At 63.5% G+C, this 21,371-nt stretch carries 24 protein-coding genes; 8 read left to right on the plus strand and 16 right to left on the minus strand.

Annotation, left to right across the window (positions count from 1 at the left end):
- Position 1: 1 nt before the first annotated feature.
- From ACYU03_RS10885 to ACYU03_RS10920, 8 genes are all read right to left on the minus strand, one after another.
- Positions 2–901 (minus strand): metal ABC transporter permease, encoded by a 900-nt coding sequence (locus ACYU03_RS10885; protein ID WP_461890562.1) that lies wholly within the window; start codon positions 899–901, stop codon positions 2–4.
- Positions 901–1,647, minus strand: coding sequence for a metal ABC transporter ATP-binding protein (locus ACYU03_RS10890; protein ID WP_461890563.1), 747 nt, complete (start codon positions 1,645–1,647; stop codon positions 901–903). The genes ACYU03_RS10885 and ACYU03_RS10890 overlap by 1 nt, the downstream gene beginning before the upstream one ends.
- Complete coding sequence (locus tag ACYU03_RS10895; RefSeq protein WP_461890565.1) at positions 1,644–2,561, minus strand: metal ABC transporter substrate-binding protein; 918 nt, start codon at positions 2,559–2,561, stop codon at positions 1,644–1,646. Before ACYU03_RS10895 ends, ACYU03_RS10890 begins: the two co-directional genes overlap by 4 nt.
- Before the next feature lie 12 nt (positions 2,562–2,573).
- Positions 2,574–3,143 (minus strand): DUF6162 family protein, encoded by a 570-nt coding sequence (locus ACYU03_RS10900; protein ID WP_461890567.1) that lies wholly within the window; start codon positions 3,141–3,143, stop codon positions 2,574–2,576.
- Positions 3,140–3,460, minus strand: coding sequence for a hypothetical protein (locus ACYU03_RS10905; RefSeq protein WP_461890569.1), 321 nt, complete (start codon positions 3,458–3,460; stop codon positions 3,140–3,142). The genes ACYU03_RS10900 and ACYU03_RS10905 overlap by 4 nt, the downstream gene beginning before the upstream one ends.
- On the minus strand, positions 3,457–3,996 hold the full coding sequence (locus tag ACYU03_RS10910; RefSeq protein ID WP_461890571.1) for a thiamine pyrophosphate-binding protein: 540 nt from the start codon (positions 3,994–3,996) through the stop codon (positions 3,457–3,459). The genes ACYU03_RS10905 and ACYU03_RS10910 overlap by 4 nt, the downstream gene beginning before the upstream one ends.
- Complete coding sequence (locus ACYU03_RS10915; protein ID WP_461890573.1) at positions 3,993–5,192, minus strand: PepSY-associated TM helix domain-containing protein; 1,200 nt, start codon at positions 5,190–5,192, stop codon at positions 3,993–3,995. The genes ACYU03_RS10910 and ACYU03_RS10915 overlap by 4 nt, the downstream gene beginning before the upstream one ends.
- Positions 5,193–5,375: 183 nt before the next feature.
- A complete protein-coding gene (locus ACYU03_RS10920) occupies positions 5,376–6,710 on the minus strand; it encodes a lysine N(6)-hydroxylase/L-ornithine N(5)-oxygenase family protein (protein ID WP_461890575.1) in 1,335 nt (444 codons plus the stop codon).
- 421 nt (positions 6,711–7,131) lie between these two features.
- On the opposite strand from ACYU03_RS10920, the gene ACYU03_RS10925 reads away from it, so the two are divergent.
- Entirely contained in the window at positions 7,132–7,560 is a 429-nt protein-coding gene (locus ACYU03_RS10925) for a hypothetical protein (RefSeq protein ID WP_461890577.1), read from the plus strand.
- Positions 7,561–7,594: 34 nt separating this feature from the next.
- Here ACYU03_RS10925 and pbpG read toward each other — a convergent pair whose 3' ends face one another.
- Positions 7,595–8,521 carry a D-alanyl-D-alanine endopeptidase gene (gene pbpG, locus ACYU03_RS10930; protein WP_461890578.1) on the minus strand — a complete coding sequence of 309 codons (927 nt, stop codon included), beginning with the start codon at positions 8,519–8,521 and terminating at the stop codon, positions 7,595–7,597.
- A 362-nt stretch (positions 8,522–8,883) separates the two neighbouring features.
- Positions 8,884–9,066: a hypothetical protein gene (locus tag ACYU03_RS10935; protein WP_461890579.1), complete on the minus strand. Its 183-nt coding sequence runs from the start codon at positions 9,064–9,066 to the stop codon at positions 8,884–8,886.
- A 172-nt stretch (positions 9,067–9,238) separates the two neighbouring features.
- Here ACYU03_RS10935 and ACYU03_RS10940 point away from each other — a divergent pair, with 172 nt between their 5' ends.
- Positions 9,239–10,057, plus strand: coding sequence for a shikimate 5-dehydrogenase (locus tag ACYU03_RS10940; protein ID WP_461890581.1), 819 nt, complete (start codon positions 9,239–9,241; stop codon positions 10,055–10,057).
- Between the two features lie 96 nt (positions 10,058–10,153).
- On the opposite strand, the gene ACYU03_RS10945 is transcribed toward ACYU03_RS10940, so the two are convergent.
- The 3 genes from ACYU03_RS10945 to ACYU03_RS10955 form a co-directional block, all read right to left on the minus strand.
- On the minus strand, positions 10,154–10,402 hold the full coding sequence (locus ACYU03_RS10945) for a hypothetical protein (protein WP_461890583.1): 249 nt from the start codon (positions 10,400–10,402) through the stop codon (positions 10,154–10,156).
- Between the two features lie 100 nt (positions 10,403–10,502).
- The gene (gloA, locus tag ACYU03_RS10950) at positions 10,503–11,024 is read right to left on the minus strand and encodes a lactoylglutathione lyase (protein ID WP_461890585.1); all 522 of its coding nucleotides are present in this window, start codon (positions 11,022–11,024) and stop codon (positions 10,503–10,505) included.
- 220 nt (positions 11,025–11,244) lie between these two features.
- Entirely contained in the window at positions 11,245–11,604 is a 360-nt protein-coding gene (locus ACYU03_RS10955; protein ID WP_461891443.1) for a histone-like nucleoid-structuring protein, MvaT/MvaU family, read from the minus strand.
- 352 nt (positions 11,605–11,956) lie between these two features.
- Between ACYU03_RS10955 and ACYU03_RS10960 the strand changes: the two genes are divergently transcribed.
- Both ACYU03_RS10960 and cobF read left to right on the plus strand, forming a co-directional pair.
- Positions 11,957–13,246 (plus strand): OprD family porin, encoded by a 1,290-nt coding sequence (locus tag ACYU03_RS10960; protein WP_461890587.1) that lies wholly within the window; start codon positions 11,957–11,959, stop codon positions 13,244–13,246.
- A 68-nt stretch (positions 13,247–13,314) separates the two neighbouring features.
- A complete protein-coding gene (gene cobF, locus ACYU03_RS10965) occupies positions 13,315–14,064 on the plus strand; it encodes a precorrin-6A synthase (deacetylating) (RefSeq protein ID WP_461890589.1) in 750 nt (249 codons plus the stop codon).
- Here the strand turns inward: cobF and ACYU03_RS10970 are convergent.
- Complete coding sequence (locus tag ACYU03_RS10970) at positions 14,030–15,349, minus strand: glycosyltransferase (RefSeq protein ID WP_461890591.1); 1,320 nt, start codon at positions 15,347–15,349, stop codon at positions 14,030–14,032. The two genes, cobF and ACYU03_RS10970, sit on opposite strands and share 35 nt — an antisense overlap.
- Before the next feature lie 271 nt (positions 15,350–15,620).
- On the opposite strand from ACYU03_RS10970, the gene ACYU03_RS10975 reads away from it, so the two are divergent.
- From ACYU03_RS10975 to ACYU03_RS10990, 4 genes are read left to right on the plus strand one after another with little or no spacing between them, the layout of a single operon-like run.
- The gene (locus ACYU03_RS10975; protein ID WP_461890593.1) at positions 15,621–16,094 is read left to right on the plus strand and encodes a MarR family winged helix-turn-helix transcriptional regulator; all 474 of its coding nucleotides are present in this window, start codon (positions 15,621–15,623) and stop codon (positions 16,092–16,094) included.
- Positions 16,095–16,124: 30 nt separating this feature from the next.
- Entirely contained in the window at positions 16,125–17,321 is a 1,197-nt protein-coding gene (locus ACYU03_RS10980; RefSeq protein ID WP_461890595.1) for an HlyD family secretion protein, read from the plus strand.
- Complete coding sequence (locus ACYU03_RS10985) at positions 17,318–18,847, plus strand: DHA2 family efflux MFS transporter permease subunit (protein WP_461890597.1); 1,530 nt, start codon at positions 17,318–17,320, stop codon at positions 18,845–18,847. The genes ACYU03_RS10980 and ACYU03_RS10985 overlap by 4 nt, the downstream gene beginning before the upstream one ends.
- 57 nt (positions 18,848–18,904) lie before the next feature.
- On the plus strand, positions 18,905–19,651 hold the full coding sequence (locus ACYU03_RS10990; protein WP_461890599.1) for an SDR family oxidoreductase: 747 nt from the start codon (positions 18,905–18,907) through the stop codon (positions 19,649–19,651).
- Between the two features lie 12 nt (positions 19,652–19,663).
- On the opposite strand, the gene mapR is transcribed toward ACYU03_RS10990, so the two are convergent.
- Both mapR and ACYU03_RS11000 read right to left on the minus strand, forming a co-directional pair.
- Positions 19,664–21,073: a GntR family transcriptional regulator MpaR gene (mapR, locus tag ACYU03_RS10995; RefSeq protein WP_461890601.1), complete on the minus strand. Its 1,410-nt coding sequence runs from the start codon at positions 21,071–21,073 to the stop codon at positions 19,664–19,666.
- Positions 21,073–21,342, minus strand: coding sequence for a hypothetical protein (locus ACYU03_RS11000; protein WP_461890603.1), 270 nt, complete (start codon positions 21,340–21,342; stop codon positions 21,073–21,075). The genes mapR and ACYU03_RS11000 overlap by 1 nt, the downstream gene beginning before the upstream one ends.
- Between the last annotated feature and the right edge of the window lie 29 nt (positions 21,343–21,371).

Consider the following 21,371-nt stretch of genomic DNA (forward strand, 5'->3'; position numbering starts at 1 on the left):
GTCATGCCGGGTTTCCTTGCAGGCGGGGGACGAGGGCGCGGGCCAGGGCGGCGAGGGCGAAGCAGACGCCGGCGACCAGGATGATCGCAGCGCCGGATGGCACCGGCAGGTCGAAGACGATGGGCAGGAGGATGCCGAGCAGGGTGCTCAGGGTAGCGATCAGTACCGAGGCCCAGAAAAAGCCTTTCAGCGATTGGCTGACCAGACGCGCGGCGGCGGCCGGGATCACCAGCAAAGCGCCGACCAGGATGGCGCCGATGACCTTGACCGCGGCCACGGTGACCAGGGTCACCAGCACCACGAAGAGGTAGTCCAGGGTCTTCACTGCCACGCCGCGCACCGCCGCCAGCTGTGGGTTGAAACTGGCCAGCATGATGCGGTTGTACAGCGGCAGGGCCAGGCACAGCACCATCAAGGCGACAATGCCCAGCACCAGCAGGTCCTGGGCGCTAACGGTCAGCACCGAACCGAATAGCACGTTCTCGAGGATGTGCACGTTGATTTTGCCGGCGAGCATCAGCAGCAGGCTGGCACCCAGGGCCAGGGACACCGAGAGGAATACGCCGATCAGGGTGTCCGGCGACAACCCGGTGCGGTTGCGCAGGAAGTTGAGCAGGATGCCGAACAGCAGGCAGTAGCCGAACAGGCTGCCATAGGGGCCTGTGTAGGGTTCGCCGAGTAGGATGCCGATGGCCACGCCGGTCAGCGCGGCATGGCCGACCGCTTCGGAGAAGAAGGCGAAACGCTTGACCACCACCAGGGTGCCGAGGCCGCCGAGCACCGGGCCGATCATCAGGCCGGCGAGCAGGGCGTTGACCACGAACCCGTAGGCCAGGGCCTCGGGCAGATAGCCAGCGCTGGCCCACTCCTGGACCAGCAGGCGGAATGCTTCGTAGTTCATCAGGCGAGGCTCTCGCTGCGAGGGTGGATGGAGAACAAACCGAGCAGACGCTCCGGGGTCAGGGCCTGGGCCGGCGGGGCGTCGAACAGTACCCTGCGGCTCAGCCCGGTGACCCGGTCGGCCAGGCGTAGCACTGCTTCCAGGTCGTGCTCGATCCACAGCACCGTGGTGCCGGCCTGGCGCCAACCGTGCAGCAGTTGCTCGAACACTTGGATGCCGGCTTCGTCCAGCGCCGACATGGGTTCGTCCAGCACCAACAGTTGCGGGGCTGGGATCAACCCCTGGGCGAGCAGCACGCGCTGGCGCTCGCCACCGGACAATGCCCCCATGCGCCGCTTGCGTTTGTCGAGCATGCCGACCCGTTCCAGCGCGGCGTCGATAGCCGGGCTCACGCGCCGGGACAAGCCGAGGAAGGCCGGGCGCTTCTGGCACATGGCGGCCATGAAGTCATCCACTGTCATGGGCAAGCCACGGTCGAACTCCAGGGCTTGGGGCACATAGCCGATCACCTGGGCGTCGCCCGGCCAATGCAGGGTCAGTTGGCCCTGGTGCGGCATCTGCCCGAGCAGCGTCTTGATCAGCGAGCTCTTGCCGCCGCCGTTGGGGCCGACGATGGCATGCACGCTGCCGGGGGCGACGCTGAAGCTGATCTGCTCCAGGATGCGCGTGCGGCCCAGGGTCAGGTCGATGCCGGCGAATTCGATGCGCGGCCCGCAGGCGGCGATGACATTGGCCGCCGCGGTCATGCGCGCGACTCCTGGATGGCTTTGACCACGGTGTCGAGGTTGCGCTTCATCTCCACTTCGTACTTCTCCTTGGTGTAGCCGCCGTAGGAGATGTGGGTGAGCGGGTAGATCCTCACCCCGGACTCGCGCTGGATGGTATCGACATAGGCGGAGGGGAAGTCCATTTCCGAAAAGATCACTTTGACGTCCAGGGCCTTGAGTTGGTCGATGGTCTTCTTCAATTGGGCAGGGCTGGGCTCGATGCCGTGGGCAGGCTCGACCACGGCGGTGACTTCCAGGCCGAACTCGCGCACCAGGTAGTCGTAGGCAGCGTGGATGGTCGCCACGCGGAACTCGGCGCCAGGGGCCTCGGTGACCTTGGCCAGTGCTTCGGCGCGCAGGGCACGCAGGCGCTTGGCATAGGCGCGGGCGTTCTGGGTGTAGTACTTGGCGTTGTCCGGGTCCAGCTTGCCCAGTTCGCGGGCGATGTTGTTGATCTGAGCGATGCTGGCGCTGATCGACAGGAAGGTGTGCGGGTTGACCACCTTGCCAGCACCACGGGCGGCAATGCCGGTGGCGGCCAGCAGGGGCACGTTGGCATTGGACTCGATGGTCTTGATGTCGGGCTTCTCGCTGGCAGCGATCATGCGGTCGGCGAAGTCGTCGTGGCCGACACCGTTGAGCACGATGACGTCCAGGGTGCCGATGCGCTTGATGTCTTCGGCGCGCGGCTCATAGGCGTGCGGGTTGAAGCCGGCGGGAATCAGCGGCACCACTTCGGCCTTGTCGCCGACGATGTTGCTCACGTAGCTGTAGTATGGGTGCAGGGTGATGCCGATGCGCAGCGGTTTGCCGTTGTCGGCCAGGGCGATGGCCGGCAGGACGCAGGCGATGAACAGGCTCAGGACACGGCGGGCGAGGGCGGAGCGGAACATGAGGCGTCCTTATCAGTGACGGTGTTGACGGGTGACCCCGGCGTCGTAGTGAGTGGCGATCTGTTGCCAGCCGGCGGTGATCAGCGCGTCGTGGTCCAGCACCTGCGGTACCGTCGCGGCGGTGTCGCGGCGCAACCAGACATCGGCCTCGCCTTCGGCTGCCGCGGGCAAGACCAGCAGGAAGCTACCGGCCACCTGGTTGTCCTGGCTCTGCCCCAGGTAGGCACCGACGTTCAGCCATTGCCAGTGATGACGGCCACGGCTGGCACTGCTGGCGTCCTCGATGAAGGGCGGCAGGCCTTCATCGGCCAGGGTCTCGACGCTGGGTGTCGCGGCGTTTTCCTCCCGCAGCATCTGGATCTCGTCGAAGGCCACCCGCAGGTCGGTGTAGATGCCCTGTTCGGCCGCGTTGAGGTCTCGGCGGGCGTCGAGCTGGTGGGCGGCGATGGCTACTTCGTCCTGGCGTTCTCCGCGCAGCGTCACCACGGTGGCGGCCAGGGCGACGATCAACAGGCTGGCCAGCAGCACATAGAGGGTTTCATGCCCGGCACCGGCCGGGCGCACTACCTGGGCGCGGCTCATGGCTCACCGATGTCGGCGTAGTCGATTTCCACCACGTGGCCGGGGCCGGCATCGAACAGTACATAGAACTCGCCGTCAGGGCGCTTGAAAGTCATGCTCGAGTCCTCGCCGAGCTTGCCAGGCACCAGGACCTGCTCGTCATAGCCGATCACATCGAGGGTCACGCCGGCGGCACCGCTGCCATCGGAGAAGCCGCCGGTACATTTGACCTGGTCGGTGCCGATCGCTTCGCACTCGCACATGGGGTTGTGCGCCAGAGCGGGGCCGGCGGCCAGCATCAGCAGGGGCAAGGTCCACTTGCAGAGAGAGAGTTTCATTTCTTGCCTCCTTGTTTGTTCAGCCAGGCGACGGTGGCCGGCGATGCTTTGGTCAATGGCACCGATGCCTGGTGCATGCTGCCGTCCCAGCCCTCGATGGTAATCCAGATATCGGCGTCCGGACGGGTGCGCGGCGGGATCGGGAGAGAGGTACCCATACGGTACGGTGAGCCGAAGAACAACGTGCCTGCGGCACGCAGGCTGCGTGGCTTGCCGATACGCAGGTAAATGGCTTTGGCGCCGTCGACACAGTCCTTGCACAGCGCGGCATTGAATTGCTTGAAATAGCCTGCCGGGCCATTGGGTTGCGGCGCTTCGGCGCGCAGTTCGGCGAGGTCCAGACTGTATGGGCCGACCTGGATGCCGCTGACCTGGTTCACGCCCAGGCCGGCTTCGCCGCGAAACAGCTTGGCGTCGGCGAAATACTTGGGCATGAAGCCCAGGGGAACGAGGATCAGCAGGATGTTCAGGTGGAAGCGCCACTTCAGCCAGAACTGTTTCAATGGGCTGGCGGGCAGGGACTGGGCCTGGCTCATGGCTGGACCTCCGTGGCGGTCTCGGGGCGGGGTTGGCGTTGGCGTGGCTGGCGCTCGCTGCGCTTGAGCGCTGCGGCGGTGGCCTGGGCGGTGCGCTTGGTCCAGATCAGCAGGCCGCTGAACACCATGAGGGTGAGGATCAGGCCGAAGAATGCCCAGATCAGCTTGATCGCCAGGCCGCCGAAGTCACCGGTGTGCAGCGGGCGCATGGATTCGGTGACGAACTCCAGGGTCGAGCGGTCCGACAGCAGGAACTGGCTGTCGACCTTGCTGGTGTAGGGGTTGACACTGGCGCTCTGGAACATCAGTGGATACCAGCCGCGGCCGCCCATGCTGATGTGACTGTAGGCGGTGGCCGGCAAGGAGACGAAGCTGACATCCAGGCCGGGGATGGCGCTGGTGGCGATGCGCTGGGCGTCGTCCAGTTTGATGCGGGGCGCCGGGCTGCCGTCCTCGGTACGGGGCACGTCCTCGCGGGCGATGACCGGCACGACCGGTTCGGTGGAAATGGTGATGTGATTGTCAGCGAGGATCGCCTGGATCAGGAACCAGGTGCCGGTGATGGAGATCACCGCAATGAACCAGATCGACCAGACTCCGGCCAAGCGATGCAGGTCGCCCCAGAAAATCCGTGGGCCATGGTTGCGGCGCGGCAGCTTGAAAAAGCCCTTCCAGAACTTCTTGTAGACCACCAGCCCTGTGACCAGCGAGGCCAGCATCGGCAGGCCGAGCAGCGAGACCAGGTACCAGCCCCAGCTGTAGCCGTTGGTGAATGGCACCAGCCACCAACCGTGCAGGGCACGGGTGAAGGCCTGGAAGTTGAAGTCCGGGCTCTTGCCCTGGATCGCCCCGGTGTAGGGGTTGACGTAAAGGGTCGGCGAGCTGCCGTCGGGGAAGGTGACACCGGCGTTGAGGGCGAAGTGCGAGCCGTCGGGCTGGCTGATGAAACGCACGGTCATGTCCGGTTCGGCCTTGTGCAGGGCATTTAGCACCTGCTGAAAGTCCAGGCGCTCGGCCGCGTCGTCAGGCTTGGCGGCGCGCACATCAGGGTTGGCCAGCCAGACGATCTCCTGGCTGACCACGGCGAGCATGCCGGTGAAGCAGACGATCAGGACGAAGAACCAGATCGGCAGAGCGAGCCAGCTGTGGACCAGGAACCACAACCTGGATTTGGACTTTTTCGATTGTTGGGCCATCGGACTGTTCTAAATTTGGGGAAAATTGAGGTCGAGTCACGGCTCAACCTGAGGGCTGCACTAGTAAAGACGAATGAGAATCCAAAACCTGTCAGTTAAAATGAAAGCAAATATTTCAGAAACGACAAAACCCGACACAGACATCGTGTCGGGTTCACGCCCGAAAGGGCGTCGGCGAGCCTGTCAGGCGCGGCTGAGCGCGATCGCTGGGCGGGCCTGATTATGGTTCTGGGACAGGTCACGGTACAACGCTTGGCCGATTTCCGCTGCACGCACCGGCAGTACCGACAGCAGAGTGTCGCTCAGACCGTGGGACGCTTCGCAGAAACCTTGCAGATAAACCGAGGCTTGCAGGTCCGGACTGGCCAGCACGCGGTAGTCGCGGTCCACGCTGAAGTCATCCAGGTAGCCTTGCAATGGGGCCAGCAGCTCTCGGTGCGAGCGGCGCTCATAGCCGGTGGCGAGGATCACCGCGTCATAACGGTGGGCCTGGTGCTGGTTGGTGGCCAGGTCACGCAGGGTCAGCTCGATACCTTCGGTGGTCGCAACGACAGCTTCCACCTGGCGTCGGCAGAGCACGTTGTGGCGGAACTGATGCGCCACTTTCTGGCGATAGAGGATGCCGTAGATGCGCTCGATCAGATCGACGTCGACCACCGAGTAGTTGGTGTTGTGGTATTCCTCGATCAGCTTGCTGCGTTCGGCGGCTGGCTGGTTGAACACCAGGTCGGTGTAGTCGGGTGTGAAGATCTCATTGACGAAGGGGCTGTCATCGGCCGGTTTGAGCGCCGAGGCGCGAAGGATCATGTCAACCTTGACCGATGGATAGCTGTCGTTCAGGTCGATGAAGGCTTCGGCGGCGCTTTGCCCGGAGCCGATCACCGCGATGCGCATTGGCTTGCCCTCGGTGCACGGCAGTTGGGCCAGGCTGTTCAGGTACTGGGAGTGGTGGAAGACCCGAGGATCGTTCTTGAATGCGCTGAACGCTTCCGGAATCTTCGGCGTGCCGCCGCTGCCGACCACCACCGAACGGGTTCGGCGGCTGTGCTCGCGGCCGTGCTGGTCGCGTGAGATCAGGCGCAGATGCTCGACGCGGCCGTTGTGTACTTCCGGCTCGATGCGGATCACCTCTTCGCCATAGACGGCCTGGGTCGCGAAGTGTTCAGCCGCCCAGCGCAGATAGTCGTTGTACTCCAGGCGGCAGGGGTAGAAGGTGCCCAGGTTGATGAAGTCGGCCAGGCGCTGCTTCTGGTGCAGGTAGTTGACGAAGCTGTAGGGGCTGGTCGGGTTGCGCAGGGAGACCAGGTCCTTGAGGAAGGAAATCTGCAGTTCGCTCTGGGTGGCCAGGGTATTGCCGTGCCAGCGGTAATCACTCTGTTTGTCGATGAACAGGGCGTCCAACGCGTGGCCATGGGTTTGGGCAAGCTCTTCCAGGGCGATGGCCAAGGCCAGGTTGGAAGGGCCGAAACCCACGCCGATCAGGTCGTTGATTGTTTCCGGGGTTGGGGTCTGGCTCATGGCTGCGGTTCCGTGGGTAATCGAGAATGGGCGCCTGTCGCGGCGCCGGGCTCTTGCGCAAGTACACCCATGAAAACGAGCCTGGTGCGCTGGAATTTACCGATTCAAGGGGCGGGCAGGCGGAAATGGCGCCCAGGCGAGAGGCGCCATGGGCTGTTACTACAACTGCGTGGCCGGGACCTGCATGGCCCGCCTCGATCTGTTGTTCATCGTTGAGCAGGCTTGGCGCGAAACACACTGCCATCTCGTTGCAGGGCTGATCGGATCGGCTTGACCGACGCGCGTGCGCGCGGGCAAGGCGCGGGTATCAGGTGGACGAACGACGTGCAGACAAATCTATCGGCAGCACTGGCATCAAGAAGTGCGCTGGGCGGCCGATAGGCTGGGCGATGCAAGGACCCAGCGAAAGGCAGGTGATCGAATGACAGGAATCAACAGCGTGACCCTTAGCAGCGCGGCGAATGTGCTGGCGAACTCGGAGCAAAGCGCGGTGGACGAGGCAGAACCGGCGTCCCGCACGGTCGACTTCTCGCGGCTGCGCGCGAGCGCTGGAGGGCAGGGTGCCAGCAAGACCGGCGCGGCCGAGGAGAGTGGCGAGCCTGAGCACATCAAGCAACTGCGCGAGCAGATCAGGCAATTGCAGAAGCAACTGGTGGAGCAACAAAAGCAACTGGCCGATCTGATGCGCAGCAACATGGAGGAAACCGCCAAGCTGGCAGCGGTCACGGCGCTGCAGGCGAGCATCGCGACCCTCAGCGGCGAGCTCCAGTCAGCCACCGCCCTGTTGCTGGAGGCCCTGACCAAGAGCGGCGGCAGCAGTGCCGGCGGTATGCTCAGCACCCAGGCCTAGTAGCCGCCACGGGTCAGGCGGGCGGCCAGGTTTATCAGTCGACGGCCAGGTTGCCGCTGTTCTGGCGCGCAGCCTTGTACTGCATGGCCACCGCCGGTGCTGGCTTGGCGCTGCCGGTTTCCAGCCATTGGCGCATACGGCTGGCATCGGCGAAGTGGGTGTACTTGCCGAAGGCGTCGAGGATCACCATAGCCACCGGGCGGTTGTCCATCTTTGTCAGCAGCACCAGGCAGTGCCCGGCATCGTTGGTGAAGCCGGTCTTGGTCAGCTTGATGTCCCAGTTGTTCCTATTGACCAGGTGGTCGGTATTGCGGAAGCCCAGCGTGTAGTTGGGCTTGCGGAAAGCCACGGTCTTTTCGCGGGTGGTACTCAGTTCGCTCAGTAAGGGGTAGTGGCGTGCTGCCAGCAACAGTTTGGCCAGGTCGCGGGCGGTGGATACGTTCTGGGTCGACAGCCCGGTGGGCTCGACGTAGCGGGTGTGCGTCATGCCCAGGCTGCGGGCCTTGGCGTTCATCGCTTTGATGAACGCGTCATAGCCGCCGGGGTAATGGTGGGCGAGAGTCGAGGCCGCGCGGTTTTCCGAGGACATCAGGGTGATCAGCAGCGTGTCTCGGCGGTTGAGCTGGCTGCCCAGGCGCACTCGGGAGTACACACCCTTCATTTCTTTGTTCTGGGCGATGGTCATGGTGAGCATCTCATCCATCGGCTGCTTGGCATCGAGCACGACCATGGCCGTCATCAGCTTGGTCACCGAAGCGATGGGCGCCACGCGGTCGGCATGGCTGGCATAGAGTTCCTTGTTGGTCGTCAAGTCGATCAGCAAGGCGCTGCCGGAAGCCAGGTGCAGCTTGGACGGGTCACGTTGCACCAGGGCCGGGGAATGCGCAGCAGCGGTCGACGGAAGGGTCGCGGTTCCTGTGAGCAACAGCAGCAGGCTGAGTATGGACAGGGAAGTTTTCACGTTGAGGCTCACTAATGGGTGGTATGTCGTTGGCTGTGCAAGGGTTTCCCCTGTAAAGCGATGCATTTTGGAGTATGGCCCAAGTGCTGTCGATTGCCCTGTGACGCTTGTCGGCCAAATGAAGAAAACTTAATGCTGGATCGATTCTTCTTGTTGGATAGGCAAAAAAGGTTCTTCACGGATTGCTGGGGGAGTCCGTGGGCAACCGGGTGCATGCCTGGAGTCCTATGGCGCTCTTTAGACCCCGCCCCGCGGGCGGCGCGCGGGGTCTAAAGAACACAAGGCATGCTCCCGCGAGCCATAAAAAAGCCCGCCAAAGAGGCGGGCAATAGAGCGTAAGGAGCAACGCAGGGTGAAAAGGGTCAGGCGAGCAGGGTGTTGGCCTGCATCTGATTGGCCAGGGCTTCGGCGGCCGACAGCGAGGTCAGCGGACCGCTGACGGCTTCACCGTTATGCACCAGGTACCAACACGCCAGCAGTCCTTGCTCACGCAGGGGGGCGGGGACAGCGCTGCCGATGACGGACATGATGTTGATGGTGGCCATGGCCAAGTCTCCTGTGGAACATGGTGCTACCTTACGCAACAGCCCTCGCGCTTTGAAATCGACAGTCTCAATAGTGCTCATTAGTTTCATCAACAGTTGGCCTCATCCGCGTGTCCGGTCCGGGGTGCCACTATGACCGTGAAAACGGTCAGTTAGATCGAAGGAGTGGGCAATGGCCGCAGCACCCAGTAGAGACACCATCCTGTGCATTTCCCTGGCCGGTCGCCCCGGTACCTTCGGGGTGCGTTTTCACAACCACCTGTACCAGCAGTTGGGCCTGGACTACTACTACAAGGCCATGACCACCCAGGACCTGCCGGCCGCGGTGGCGGGTATTCGTGCATTGGGGATCCGCGGCTGCGGGGTATCGATGCCCTACAAGGAAGCCTGCATGGCCCTGGTCGACGAAATCGATCCCTCGGCCGCGGCGATCGAGTCGGTGAACACCCTGGTCAATACCGCTGGCCACCTCAAGGCCTACAACACCGACTACCTGGCGGTGCGCCAACTGCTGGCGCAGCATCGTGTCAATCCGGGCACCGCCTTCGCCTTGCGCGGCAGCGGTGGCATGGCCAAGGCTGTGGCCTGCGCGTTACGCGACGCCGGGTTCCGGGAAGGCATCATCGTTGCCCGCAACGAACAGGCTGGACGGCAACTGGCGGATGTCTGCGGTTATCGCTGGCAGGCCGAGCTGGACGACCTATGCCCGCCGATGCTGGTGAACGTCACCCCGATCGGCATGGCCGGCGGGCCAGAGGCCGGTGAGCTGGCTTTTCCCGAGACGGCGATTGCGGTCGCGGAGCGGGTATTCGACGTAGTCGCCATGCCCGCGCGCACGCCACTGATCCAGCGGGCCGAGGCGCTGGGCAAGCCAGTGATCACTGGCTTGGAGGTCATTGCCTTGCAGGCACTGGAGCAGTTCGTGCTGTACACCGGTGTACGGCCGACGGCGCAGCAGGTGGCGGCGGCGGTCGAATACGCCCGGAGCTGAAGGCGAGGGCAATAGCAATACCGGCAGGGGCCAGCGTCAGCTGGCTCCTGCGTTCATCCCGCGCTGGCGTGCCCGCGTCTTGCACCCGACAGTAGGTCAGAAACGCTTCTGCTGCTTGTCCAGTTGCTGGTCAACCAGCCAGCGTCCATGGGCCAGCGAGGCATGCTGGGCATTATCGAGATCGGAAAGAAATGCCATCTTCACCGGCAACGGCTGGCGCCGACTGGTGTGGCCTTCGGGGTCGGTGATCAGGCATCCGCCGGCAAAAGGCAGGGGCGACCCGGGGTGGGTCATGACGGCGGCAGTGATGGTGTGGTTGCGGTATTCACAGTGAAGGGTTTGCATCGTCCTTACCTCGCTGTGGCTTGGAAGGTATTACTTCCGTATACCACAGCGAGGCGCCGGAAGTTCCCGGCCCGACGAGCGTGCCCTGTCGGGCGGTCGATCAGAGCTCGGTCGGCTGGATGATTTCCACCCAGTAGTCGTCCGGGTCCTTGATGAAGGCCAAGTGCTTCATGCGGCCATCGCTCAGGCGCTTCTGGAAGGGCACGCCTAGGGCTTCGAAGCGCTCGCAGGCGGCACGGATGTCCGGCACGGAAATGCAGATGTGGCCGAAGCCGCGCGGGTCCGTGTTGCCGTTGTGGTAGGCGAAATCCGCGTTGTTCTCGGTGCCGTAGTTGTGGGTCAGCTCGAGGATGCCGGGGATCGACTTCATCCATTCGGTGCGCTGGGCATCATCGGCAGGGATCTGCGCCTTGTCGACCAGGGCCAGGAAGTAAAGGCTGAATTCGGCCTCCGGGAAGTCGCGCTTTTCCACCAGGCTGAAGCCCAGCACGCGGGTGTAGAAGTCCAGTGACTTGGCGACGTCCTTGACCCGCAGCATGGTGTGGTTGAAGACGAAGTTGTGGGTGGCGGCATCCGGCTGCGCGGTGACGCCGGGCAGGCTTTGAAGATCGTGCAGGCTCATGGGCACTCCAGAGACAGGGCTGGGCCAGGCGGCGCCAGCGGGACAGACAGGGGGCCATGATACGGAACTGAAGCGATTGCGCAAATGAAACACGCCCTGCAGGGCAGGGCGTGGAAATTAGAAGCCCGCCGAGGCGGGCGCATGATGGGGCGCTAATCCTTTAGCAGCCTTTATCCTGGAAGAATCGATGTGAAAAAAGTGTGAAGTTAGTGTCGATTATTCATGTGCGTACCCAACTGTCGACGGTCTCGGCGCCATATTGTTCCTTCCAGGCCTTGAGGCCGCGATGGTTTCCGCCTTTGGTCTCGATCCGTTCACCGGTGTGCGGGTTCTCATAGACTTTCACCACCCGTGGGCGCCGCTGTTTCGGCGCGGTGGCGGGCTGCCTGGAAATGGCCTTCGGGTCGAGGATAGCGATAATGTCGCGCAGGCTCTTGTCATAGGTTTTCATAAGGCCGACAAGTTTCTGCTCGAATTCGATTTCGCGTTTCAGGCCGGCATCCTTTTTCAGCGCCTCCAGTTGCGCCATCTGTTCCCGAAGGGCTTTTTCGGCAGCACGAAACTCTGCAAGTCTGGACACTGTCATCACTCCTGTAAGTCTGCGGCGGGCTGGCACTATAAACAAGAAAATGGAATAACGCCGGCCACGGGGTGGATACAGCCTGTTACTGATAATCAGTGTAGTAGTCCCCGGGATGACGGTAAACAACAAACTTTTTATCGATAGTCCGGGAACTTTACCGGGTTTTACCGTGACATCGAAAAGTTCTCGGCCTGGTGCTGTCGCAGCTGTTTAGACCATGGTCCAATGGCTTGCCGTAGAGCGCTTGCGTGATGATCGCGGGGCGTCGTCGAGAAGCACTCGACGCACCCGCATTAGCGATGCCTCGCACGCATCGACTTGTTTTTACGCCCTTCTTTCGGATGTTTCCATGTTTGCCCCCTTTCCTCTCTTGCCCGGCCGCAATGCTGCCGGGCTGTTTGCCATGTGTGCCGCATTCTCCGTGCAGGCAGGCGGTTTTCTCGAAGACAGTAGTGCCAAGATCGAGGCGCGCAATGTCTACTTCAACCGGGATTTCCGTGACGGTCACAGCAGTTCCAGCCAAGGGGCGTCCAAGCGTGAAGAATGGGCGCAAGGGTTCATTCTCAATGTGCAATCCGGTTATACCCAGGGCCCGCTAGGCTTTGGTGTGGATGCCTTGGGCATGTTGGGTTTCAAGCTCGACTCCAGCCCGGCGGACAGTAACAGTGGACTGTTGCCGTCCAGTGGGCATGATCCACGGCACTCCGCCGATCAGTACGCCAAGATGGGCGTAGCGGGAAAAATGCGTATTTCCCGGACGGTACTCAAGTACGGGTCGATGATGCCGGACGTGCCATTGCTCAAGTACAACGATGGCCGTTTGCTGCCGACGCTGTTCCATGGCGCCATGCTCACCTCCGAAGAGTTTCGTGACTGGAAGTTCAGCCTCGCGCGCCTGGACAAGTACACCGCGCGGGACTCCACCGACCGCCAGGACATTCGCGTCCATTGCAAGAACAAACGTTACGCCTGCGACACCACGGCTGACCATTTCGACTTGGCCGGCGTCGACTATCGCTTCAACGAACGGCTCAGCGCCCAGTACCAAGTGGCCAGGCTGGAAAACATCTACCGCCAGCACTTCCTCGGTCTGGTCGCCAGCCAGCCCCTGGCGGTCGGTAGCCTGTCGGCCGACCTGCGCCTGATCAAGAGCGATGACATCGGCCGCGCCCGCGCTGGCGAGATTGACCACCGCGCCTTCAGCGGCATGCTTGGCTACAGCCTCGGTGGGCACAAGATCAGCGCCGGCTGGCAGCGCATGTATGGCGAAAGCGCCATGCCCTACCTGGATGGCAGCAACCCGTACCTGGTCAACTACGCCCAGGTCAACGACTTCGCCGCCGCCCAGGAGCGCTCCTGGCAACTGCGTTACGACTATGATTTCAAGGCGCTCGGCGTGCCGGGCCTGACCTTCTTTACCCGCTACATCAACGGTGACCACATCAAGGTCCCGGGCAGCACTGCCGAGGGCAAGGAGTGGGAGCGTGACACCGAGCTCAAGTACCAGGTGCAGAGCGGCACCTTCAAGGATGTCAGCGTGCGCCTGCGCAACTCGACCTACCGCAGCAACTACGAGACCTGGGCACGGGACATGGACGAGACGCGGGTGATCGTCAGCTACAACTTCTCGCTCTGGTGAGCCGCGCGCTTTGCCAAATGCCGGTGGCGGGCCGACAATGTCCGCCGGTTCCAGCACAGGGCAGGGTGATGAAGCAACTCTTGTTGATCGGTATCGGGCCGGGTGATCCGCGCCAGGTAACCTACGAAGCCGTCGATGCGCTCAGGCGTGCCACGGTGTTTTTCGTGCTGGACAAAGGCACGGTCAAGGATGAGTTGGTGCAACTGCGCAAGGCCATCCTCGAACGTTACGTCGATAGCGCCCGTTACCGCCTGGTGCAGGTCGAAGATCCACGTCGCGACGCCACGGCCGCTGATTACCTGGGGGCGGTGCAGGACTGGCATGAACAACGCGCCGCCTTGTATGCCCGGTTGCTGCAGGACGAGCTGGGCCCAGGGGATGTGGGCGCCTTCCTGCTCTGGGGCGAGCCGAGCCTGTACGACAGCACCTTGCGCATCCTCGACTTGGTCCGCCGGCGTGGCGTGGCGTTGCAACTGGAGGTCATCCCCGGCATCAGCAGCGTGCAGGCCCTGGCCGCACGCCACCAGGTTCCGCTCAATCGCATTGGCGAGCCGCTTACAGTCCTGCCCGGGCGGCGCCTGGCTGAACAGGTGCGGATCGACAACCTGGTGGTGATGCTCGACGGCCAGTGCGCCTTCGCCGAGCTGGACGATCCGGACCTGCTGATCTACTGGGGCGCCTACCTCGGCACCGCCGACGAGATCCTCATCGCCGGGCCGCTGCAGACCGTGAAGCAACAGATCCTCGATCAGCGCGAACAGGCCCGCCGACGCAAAGGCTGGATCATGGACACTTATCTGCTGCGCCGGCCACTGTAGCCAAGCGGTTTTTCGCCTCGATCCACTGGGCCATGTACTGGGTGCTCTTGTGTTGGTGGTGCCGCAGCATGGCCCCGGTGAAGTTGTACAGGCGTTGTTCCTGCAAGTGCTCCAGGCTCTGCTCGATGCGCTCGACCAAGGCCGGGCCATGGCGCTGGCGGTCATAGCGTGCGGCGAGCAGTGGTCGCGCGGCATCTTGGGCCTGCTGCCAGGCCTGTTCATCGCTATAGAGCCTGACGGCGGCTTCGGCCAGGCCTTCGCCGGTGGCGGCCACGGCGCCAGGCCAGGGCAGGGCGCCCTGCATGGCCTCGGCGCCGATCGGCGTGGTTACACTGGGCGTGCCGCAGAGCATCGCGTCGGTCAGCTTGCCTTTGATCCCGGCGCCGAAGCGCAAGGGCGCCAGGCATACGCGTGCCGCGCTCATCACTGCCAGGGCGTCCTCGGCCCAGTTCAAGACATGGAAGCCTTCCCGCGGATTGTGCAACGCCGTGGCCTTCGGTGGCGTGTAGGCGCCATAGATGTGCAACTCGGCCTCTGGCAGGCGACGGCGGATCATCGGCCACAGGTTGTGTTTCATCCACAACACGGCATCCCAGTTCGGTGCATGGCGGAAGTTGCCGATGCTCAGGAAGTGCGCGCGCTCGGCGAAGGGGCGCAGCGTCTGCTCGGCTGGGTCGACCATTAGTGGGCACCAGTGCAGCAGGTAGTCCGGCATGCCGAAGCCGTTGACCAGCAGGTCGATCTCCACGTCGGAGATGATCAGGCTCAGGTCACTGCGGTAAATGGCGGCCAGCTCCCGCTGGGTCAGATCGGCGCCGGCCATCTGCCGGTACAGGTCGGGGCCGGAGGTGGCGAACAGGGCGCGGAAGTCATTGGGGTCCAGGCCTTCCACCAGGCGTCGACGCAGCAGTTGATGGCGGGCGTCGCGCAGGCTCTGCAGGTCGGAGGTCTCTAGCACGCGCAGGGCGTTGGGGCAGTGCTTCTCCACGCGCCAGCCGAACTGCTCCTCCATCATGAAACGGTCGAACAGCACCACGTCGGGGGCCAGTTCGCTGACGAAGCGGTCGAAGCTGCTGTCGTTCAGGGCGATGGCGTGCTCGGCGATGCCCAGGGCGGCCAGGTCGGCCTTATGCTCGCCGATGCTGGCGGGGCTGCTGAAGGTGATGCGCCAGCCGCGCTGCAGGAAGCTTTCGAGGATCTGCATCATGTGCCCGCCGGCGGCGGAGGATCGGGGTTCGGGCCAGACGTAGCCGATGACCAGGACGTGGAGCGGTGTGGCGGGCATGGGGTGGGGGCCTTGGTTTAAAAGGGGGTTATTAAACCATAGGGCTGGCTTTGGGCCTTTAGTCACCTTTACGCAGGCCTTTATGGCGTTGCCGGTTGAGGTAGGAGCCAGCGTAAGCCGGCTCCTACCTCTGGCATGGCCTCGGCAACAATAATTCGAAGCCCCCATCACCAAATATTCCCGAAACCATAGCTTGCTAATCAAAGGTTTGACATTAACTGCCTAGGCAGTAATATTTTCACACAACTACCCCTGAGCAGGCCCCCAGGCGATGTCCCACTTCACCCCGGAAAACTTCCAGACCTGCGCGATCGGCATGCTGCTGGGCCGCGCGTCGGTTCTCAAGGACCGCATTCTCGACTGGCACCTGGAGGCGTATGGCGTCACCGCTGCGCAGTTCAAGGTGCTGATCATCGTCACTCAGTTCCAGGTCGATACCCCGGCCGAGCTGTGCCGCTACCTGGGTCTGGACAGCGGTTCGATGACCCGCATGCTCGACCGCTTGGAGCAGAAGGAGCTGATCGTGCGCAACCGCTGTCCAGACGATCGCCGCCAGGTGCGCCTGGCCTTGACCGGGGATGGCCAGGCACTGGCCGATCGTTTGCCCGAGATCGGCGCTTCGGCGATGAACGAGCTGGTTGGCGTGCTGCAACCTGAAGAACTGCAGACCCTGGAAAAGCTCCTGGCCAAGGTCCTGCTCAATGCGGGCGACCCCCTGACGGTGCGCCGTTTCGGCGACCGTTGACCCTTATTCCGTTTATTTCAAGGTACTGTCATGGCCACTTCTTCGGACACGTCCACCACCACTTCGGTGCCCGATCCCTCGCCCAAGCGCAAGGCTTGGTTGCTCGGCCTGTTGCTGGTGCTGGTTCTGGCCGGCGCCGTCACTTGGGCCTGGTATGCGCTGTATGGCCGCTGGTACCAAGGCACCGACGATGCTTATGTCAATGGCAATGTCGTCGAGATCACCCCGCTGGTGACCGGCACGGTGGTCAGCATCGGCGCAGACGACGGTGACCTGGTCCATGAGGGCCAGACGCTGCTCGAGTTCGACCCCAGCGACAGCTTGGTCGCCTTGCAGGCGTCCGAGGCGCGTCTGGCGCGCACTGTGCGTCAGGTACGAGGGTTGTACAGCAATGTCGATGCGCTCAAGGCTCAGGTGCAGACTCGCCAGGCCGAATTGCAGAAGGCTCGGGAGAACTACAACCGGCGCAAGGTGCTGGCCGACAGTGGGGCGATCGCTGCTGAGGAGTTGTCCCACTCGCGGGATGACCTGACCGCGGCGCAGAGCGCCCTGGACAATGCCCGCCACCAGCTCGACACCAGCACCGCGCTGGTGGACGACACGGTAGTGTCGTCGCATCCCGAAGTCATGGCTGCCGCCGCCGACCTGCGCCAGGCCTACCTCGACCATGCCCGCACCACCCTGGTGGCACCAGTCACCGGTTATGTGGCCAAGCGCACGGTGCAGTTGGGCCAGCGCCTGCAACCGGGCACGGCAACCATGGCGGTGATTCCGCTGGACCAGGTGTGGATCGATGCCAACTTCAAGGAGACCCAACTGCGTGATATGCGCATCGGCCAGCCAGTGGACGTGGTCGCTGACTTGTACGGCAGCGAGGTCAAGTACAGCGGCACCGTCGACAGCTTGGGCGCCGGTACCGGCAGCGCATTCGCCCTGTTGCCAGCGCAGAACGCTACGGGCAACTGGATCAAGATCGTCCAACGCGTGCCGGTGCGTATCCACCTCAACCCCGAACAACTTGCCGAACACCCGTTGCGAATCGGTCTTTCGACCCAGGTCGATGTCGACCTGCACGATCAGAGCGGCCCGGCCCTGGCCCAGCAGCCGCCGCAGCAGGCGTCCTTCACCACCAAGGTCTATGACCGCCAGTTGGTCGAGGCCGACGACAGGATCGCCCGGCTGATCCATGACAACAGCGTAGGCTCCGGCAAGACGGCACAGCGATGAGCAACAATGCCCAGTTCACACCGCCGAGCCTGCTGCTGACCACCATCGGCCTGTCGCTGGCGACCTTCATGCAGGTGCTCGACACCACCATCGCCAACGTCGCGTTGCCGACCATCTCCGGCAACCTCGGGGTCAGTACCGAGCAGGGCACCTGGGTCATCACCTCGTTCGCCGTGAGCAACGCCATTGCCTTGCCGCTGACCGGTTGGCTCAGCCGGCGCTTTGGCGAGGTGAAGCTGTTCATCTGGGCCACGCTGCTGTTCGTGTTGGCCTCGTTCCTCTGTGGCATTGCCCAGTCGATGCCGGAGCTGGTGGGTTTCCGAGTCCTGCAAGGGGTGATGGCCGGGCCGTTGTACCCGATGACCCAGACCTTGCTGATCGCCGTCTACCCGCCGGCCAAGCGGGGAATGGCCCTGGCGCTGCTGGCGATGGTCACGGTGGTGGCGCCCATTGCCGGGCCGATCCTCGGCGGCTGGATCACCGACAGCTACAGCTGGCCGTGGATCTTCTTCATCAACGTGCCCATCGGCCTGTTCGCCGCCGTTGTGGTGCGTCAGCAGATGCGTTCGCGGCCGGTCACTACCAGCCGCCAGCCGATGGACTATATCGGCTTGCTGACCCTGATCATCGGTGTCGGTGCGCTGCAGATCGTCCTCGACAAAGGCAACGACCTAGACTGGTTCGAGTCGTCGTTCATCATCATCGGCAGCCTGATCTCGGTGGTGTTCCTGGCCATCTTCGTGATTTGGGAACTGACCGACCGCCACCCGGTGGTCAACCTGCGTCTGTTCGTACATCGCAACTTCCGCATCGGCACCCTGGTGCTGGTGGGGGGCTATGCCGGGTTCTTCGGTATCAACCTGATCCTGCCCCAGTGGTTGCAGACGCAAATGGGCTATACCGCCACATGGGCCGGCCTGGCGGTGGCGCCGATCGGCCTGTTGCCGGTGTTGATGTCGCCCTTCGTCGGCAAGTACGCCCAGCGCTTCGACCTGCGCTTGCTGGCCGGCCTGGCCTTCCTGGCGATCGGTGCCAGTTGCTACATGCGCGCGGGCTTCACCAACGAGGTGGACTTCCAGCACATCGCGCTGGTGCAGTTGTTCATGGGCATCGGCGTAGCGTTGTTCTTCATGCCCACCCTGAGCATCCTGCTCTCGGACCTGCCGCCGCACCAGATCGCCGACGGTTCGGGTCTGGCCACCTTCCTGCGGACCCTGGGCGGCAGCTTCGCCGCGTCGCTAACCACCTGGATCTGGATCCGCCGTGCGGACCAGCACCATGCCTACTTGAGCGAGCACATCAGTCAATACGACCCGGCCACTCAGCACACCCTGGAACAGCTCGGTGGCGCCAATCCGCAGAGCTATGCGCAGTTGGAGCAGATTCTCAACGGCCAGGCCTACATGATGTCGACGGTGGACTACTTCACCTTGATGACCTGGATATTCGCCGGGCTGATCCTGTTGGTGTGGTTCGCCAAGCCGCCGTTCACGGCCAAGGCCGCTCCCGCGTCGGCGGGGCATTAGTTGTAAAGCGGGTAGGGCTGGCGTTAGCCTTGGGGGATCACTTTCCAAGGGGGCTCCATGGACAAGGTCATCATCATCACGGGCGCCAGCCGTGGCATCGGCGCCGCCACCGCGCTGCTGGCGGCGCGCCAGGGCTACCGCATCTGCATCAACTATCACGCCGACGACAGCGCGGCCCAGCAGGTGCTGGCCCAGGTCCGCGAATTGGGTGCCGAGGCCATTGCCGTGCGTGCTGACGCCAGTGTCGAGGACGAGGTGGCGCAGCTGTTCCAACGGGTCGACCAAGAGCTCGGGCCGGTCACCGCGCTGGTCAACAATGCCGGCACCATCGGCCACCAGAGCCGGGTCGAGGAGATGTCCGAGTTCCGCCTGCTCAAGGTGATGAAGACCAACGTGGTCGGCCCCATGCTCTGCGCCAAGCACGCCTTGCTGCGCATGTCGCACCGCCATGGCGGGCAGGGCGGCAGCATCGTCAACGTGTCGTCGGTGGCGGCGCGCTTGGGCTCGCCCAACGAGTATGTCGACTATGCCGCCTCCAAGGGCGCGCTGGACACCTTCACCCTGGGCCTGGCCAAGGAAGTGGCTGGGGATGGCGTGCGGGTCAATGCCGTGCGCCCGGGTTATATCCTCACCGGCTTCCATGCCCTGAGCGGCGATCCGGACCGGGTCGCCAAGCTCGCGCCGGGCATCCCCATGGGCCGGGGTGGTGAGGCCGAGGAAGTGGCCGAGGCGATCATCTGGCTACTGTCGGACAAGGCGTCCTATTCCACCGGGACCTTCATCGACCTGGGCGGTGGGCGCTGAACGCGCCTGTCACTAGAACGAGCGGGCGATCCGCCCCAGTGTCTCCATGGCGTTTTCTGCCGTATCACTCCAGGGGCTGCCGTAGTTCAGACGGATGCAGTTACCGAAGCGCCGGGTCGGCGAAAAGATTGGCCCCGGGGCGATGCTGATGCCCTGGGCCAGGGCCATCTGGAACAGCTTGAGCGAGTCCATCTGCTCTGGCAGTTCCAGCCACAGGAAGTAACCACCGGCCGGTTGGCTGACGCGGGTCTGCGCCGGGAAGTGGCGGGCGATGGCCGCGAGCATCGCCGCCTGCTGGCCCTCCAGGGCGTAGCGCAGTTTGCGCAGGTGGCGGTCGTAGCCGCCGTGCTGCAGGTAGTCGGCAATCGCTGCCTGGGCTGGCATCGAGGCGCACAGTGAGGTCATCAGCTTGAGCCGCTCGATCTTCTGCGCGAAGCGCCCGGCGGCGACCCAGCCAATGCGGTAGCCGGGGGCCAGGCTCTTGGCGAAGGAGCCGCAGTGCATCACCAGTCCATCGGTGTCGAAAGCCTTGGCCGGCTTGGGCGCCTGTTGCGAATAGTAGAGCTCGGCATAGACGTCGTCTTCGATCAACGGCACCTGATGGCGGCGCAGCAGTTCGACCAGTTCCTGCTTCTTCGCCTCGGGCATGCTCGCGCCCACCGGGTTCTGGAAATTGGTCATGCACCACACGGCCTTGACCGGGTGCTTCTCCAGGGTCTGGGCCAACACCCCGAGGTCCATGCCTTCGCGCGGATGGACCGGAATCTCCACGGCCTTGAGCTTGAGTCGCTCCAGGACCTGCAGGCAGGCATAGAAGGCCGGAGCCTCGATAGCCACCAGGTCGCCCGGCTGGGTGACTGCCTGCAGGCACAGGTTCAAGGCCTCCAGGGCGCCATTGGTGATCAGCAACTCCTCCATGGGCAGCATCAGCCCGCCGACCATGTAGCGCAGGGCGATTTGCCGGCGCAACTGCGGGTTGCCCGGCGACAGGTCGGTGACCACCATGCGTGGGTCCATGGCGCGGCTGGCGCTGGCCAGGGAACGAGCCAGACGCTGCAGGGGGAACAGGAGCGGGCTGGGGAAGGCTGAACCGAAGGCGACGGTTTGCGGGTCTTTGATCGAGTCGAGGATGGAGAACACCAGGGCGCTGACGTCCACTTCGGTGGATTCGCAGGCCTGTTCGCTGATCTGCGGTTCACTGAACTGCCGGGGCGCATGGGCGTTGACGAAATAGCCTGAGCGAGGGCGAGCGCGGATCAGGCCACGGCGTTCGAGCAGGTAGTAGGCCTGGAACACCGTCGATGGGCTGATCCCATGGGTCTGGCTGGCGTAGCGCACCGACGGCACACGTTGGCCGGGGCCGAGCACCCCGGAGCGGATCAGTTCGGCAATGTCGTCGGCGAATCGTTCGTAGCGTTTCATCAAGGCTCGCGTAGGCACGTTGTAGGGGCAGTGTACGGGATCAGCGGCGCGACGGAGCGACTGTGGGCCGTGTTGCGGATCGTTGGCGTGTCGCTGTCCTGAATGACGAACAGCAGGCCGCCCCCGCCGATGCGAAGGTTGCGGAACAGGCCGGTGAAGCTGCGGGTATGGATCTGTCTATCGCTGTTGGCAACCTTGCTCCTGGCCTTCTTCGAGAGCAAGGAGGGGGCGGCAATCTCGACTGTCTGGACGGGGACTCTATCGCTCATGGTTCGTCGCTCATCAGGCCTCGGTCAGG

The organism is Pseudomonas sp. X10 (assembly GCF_054889225.1).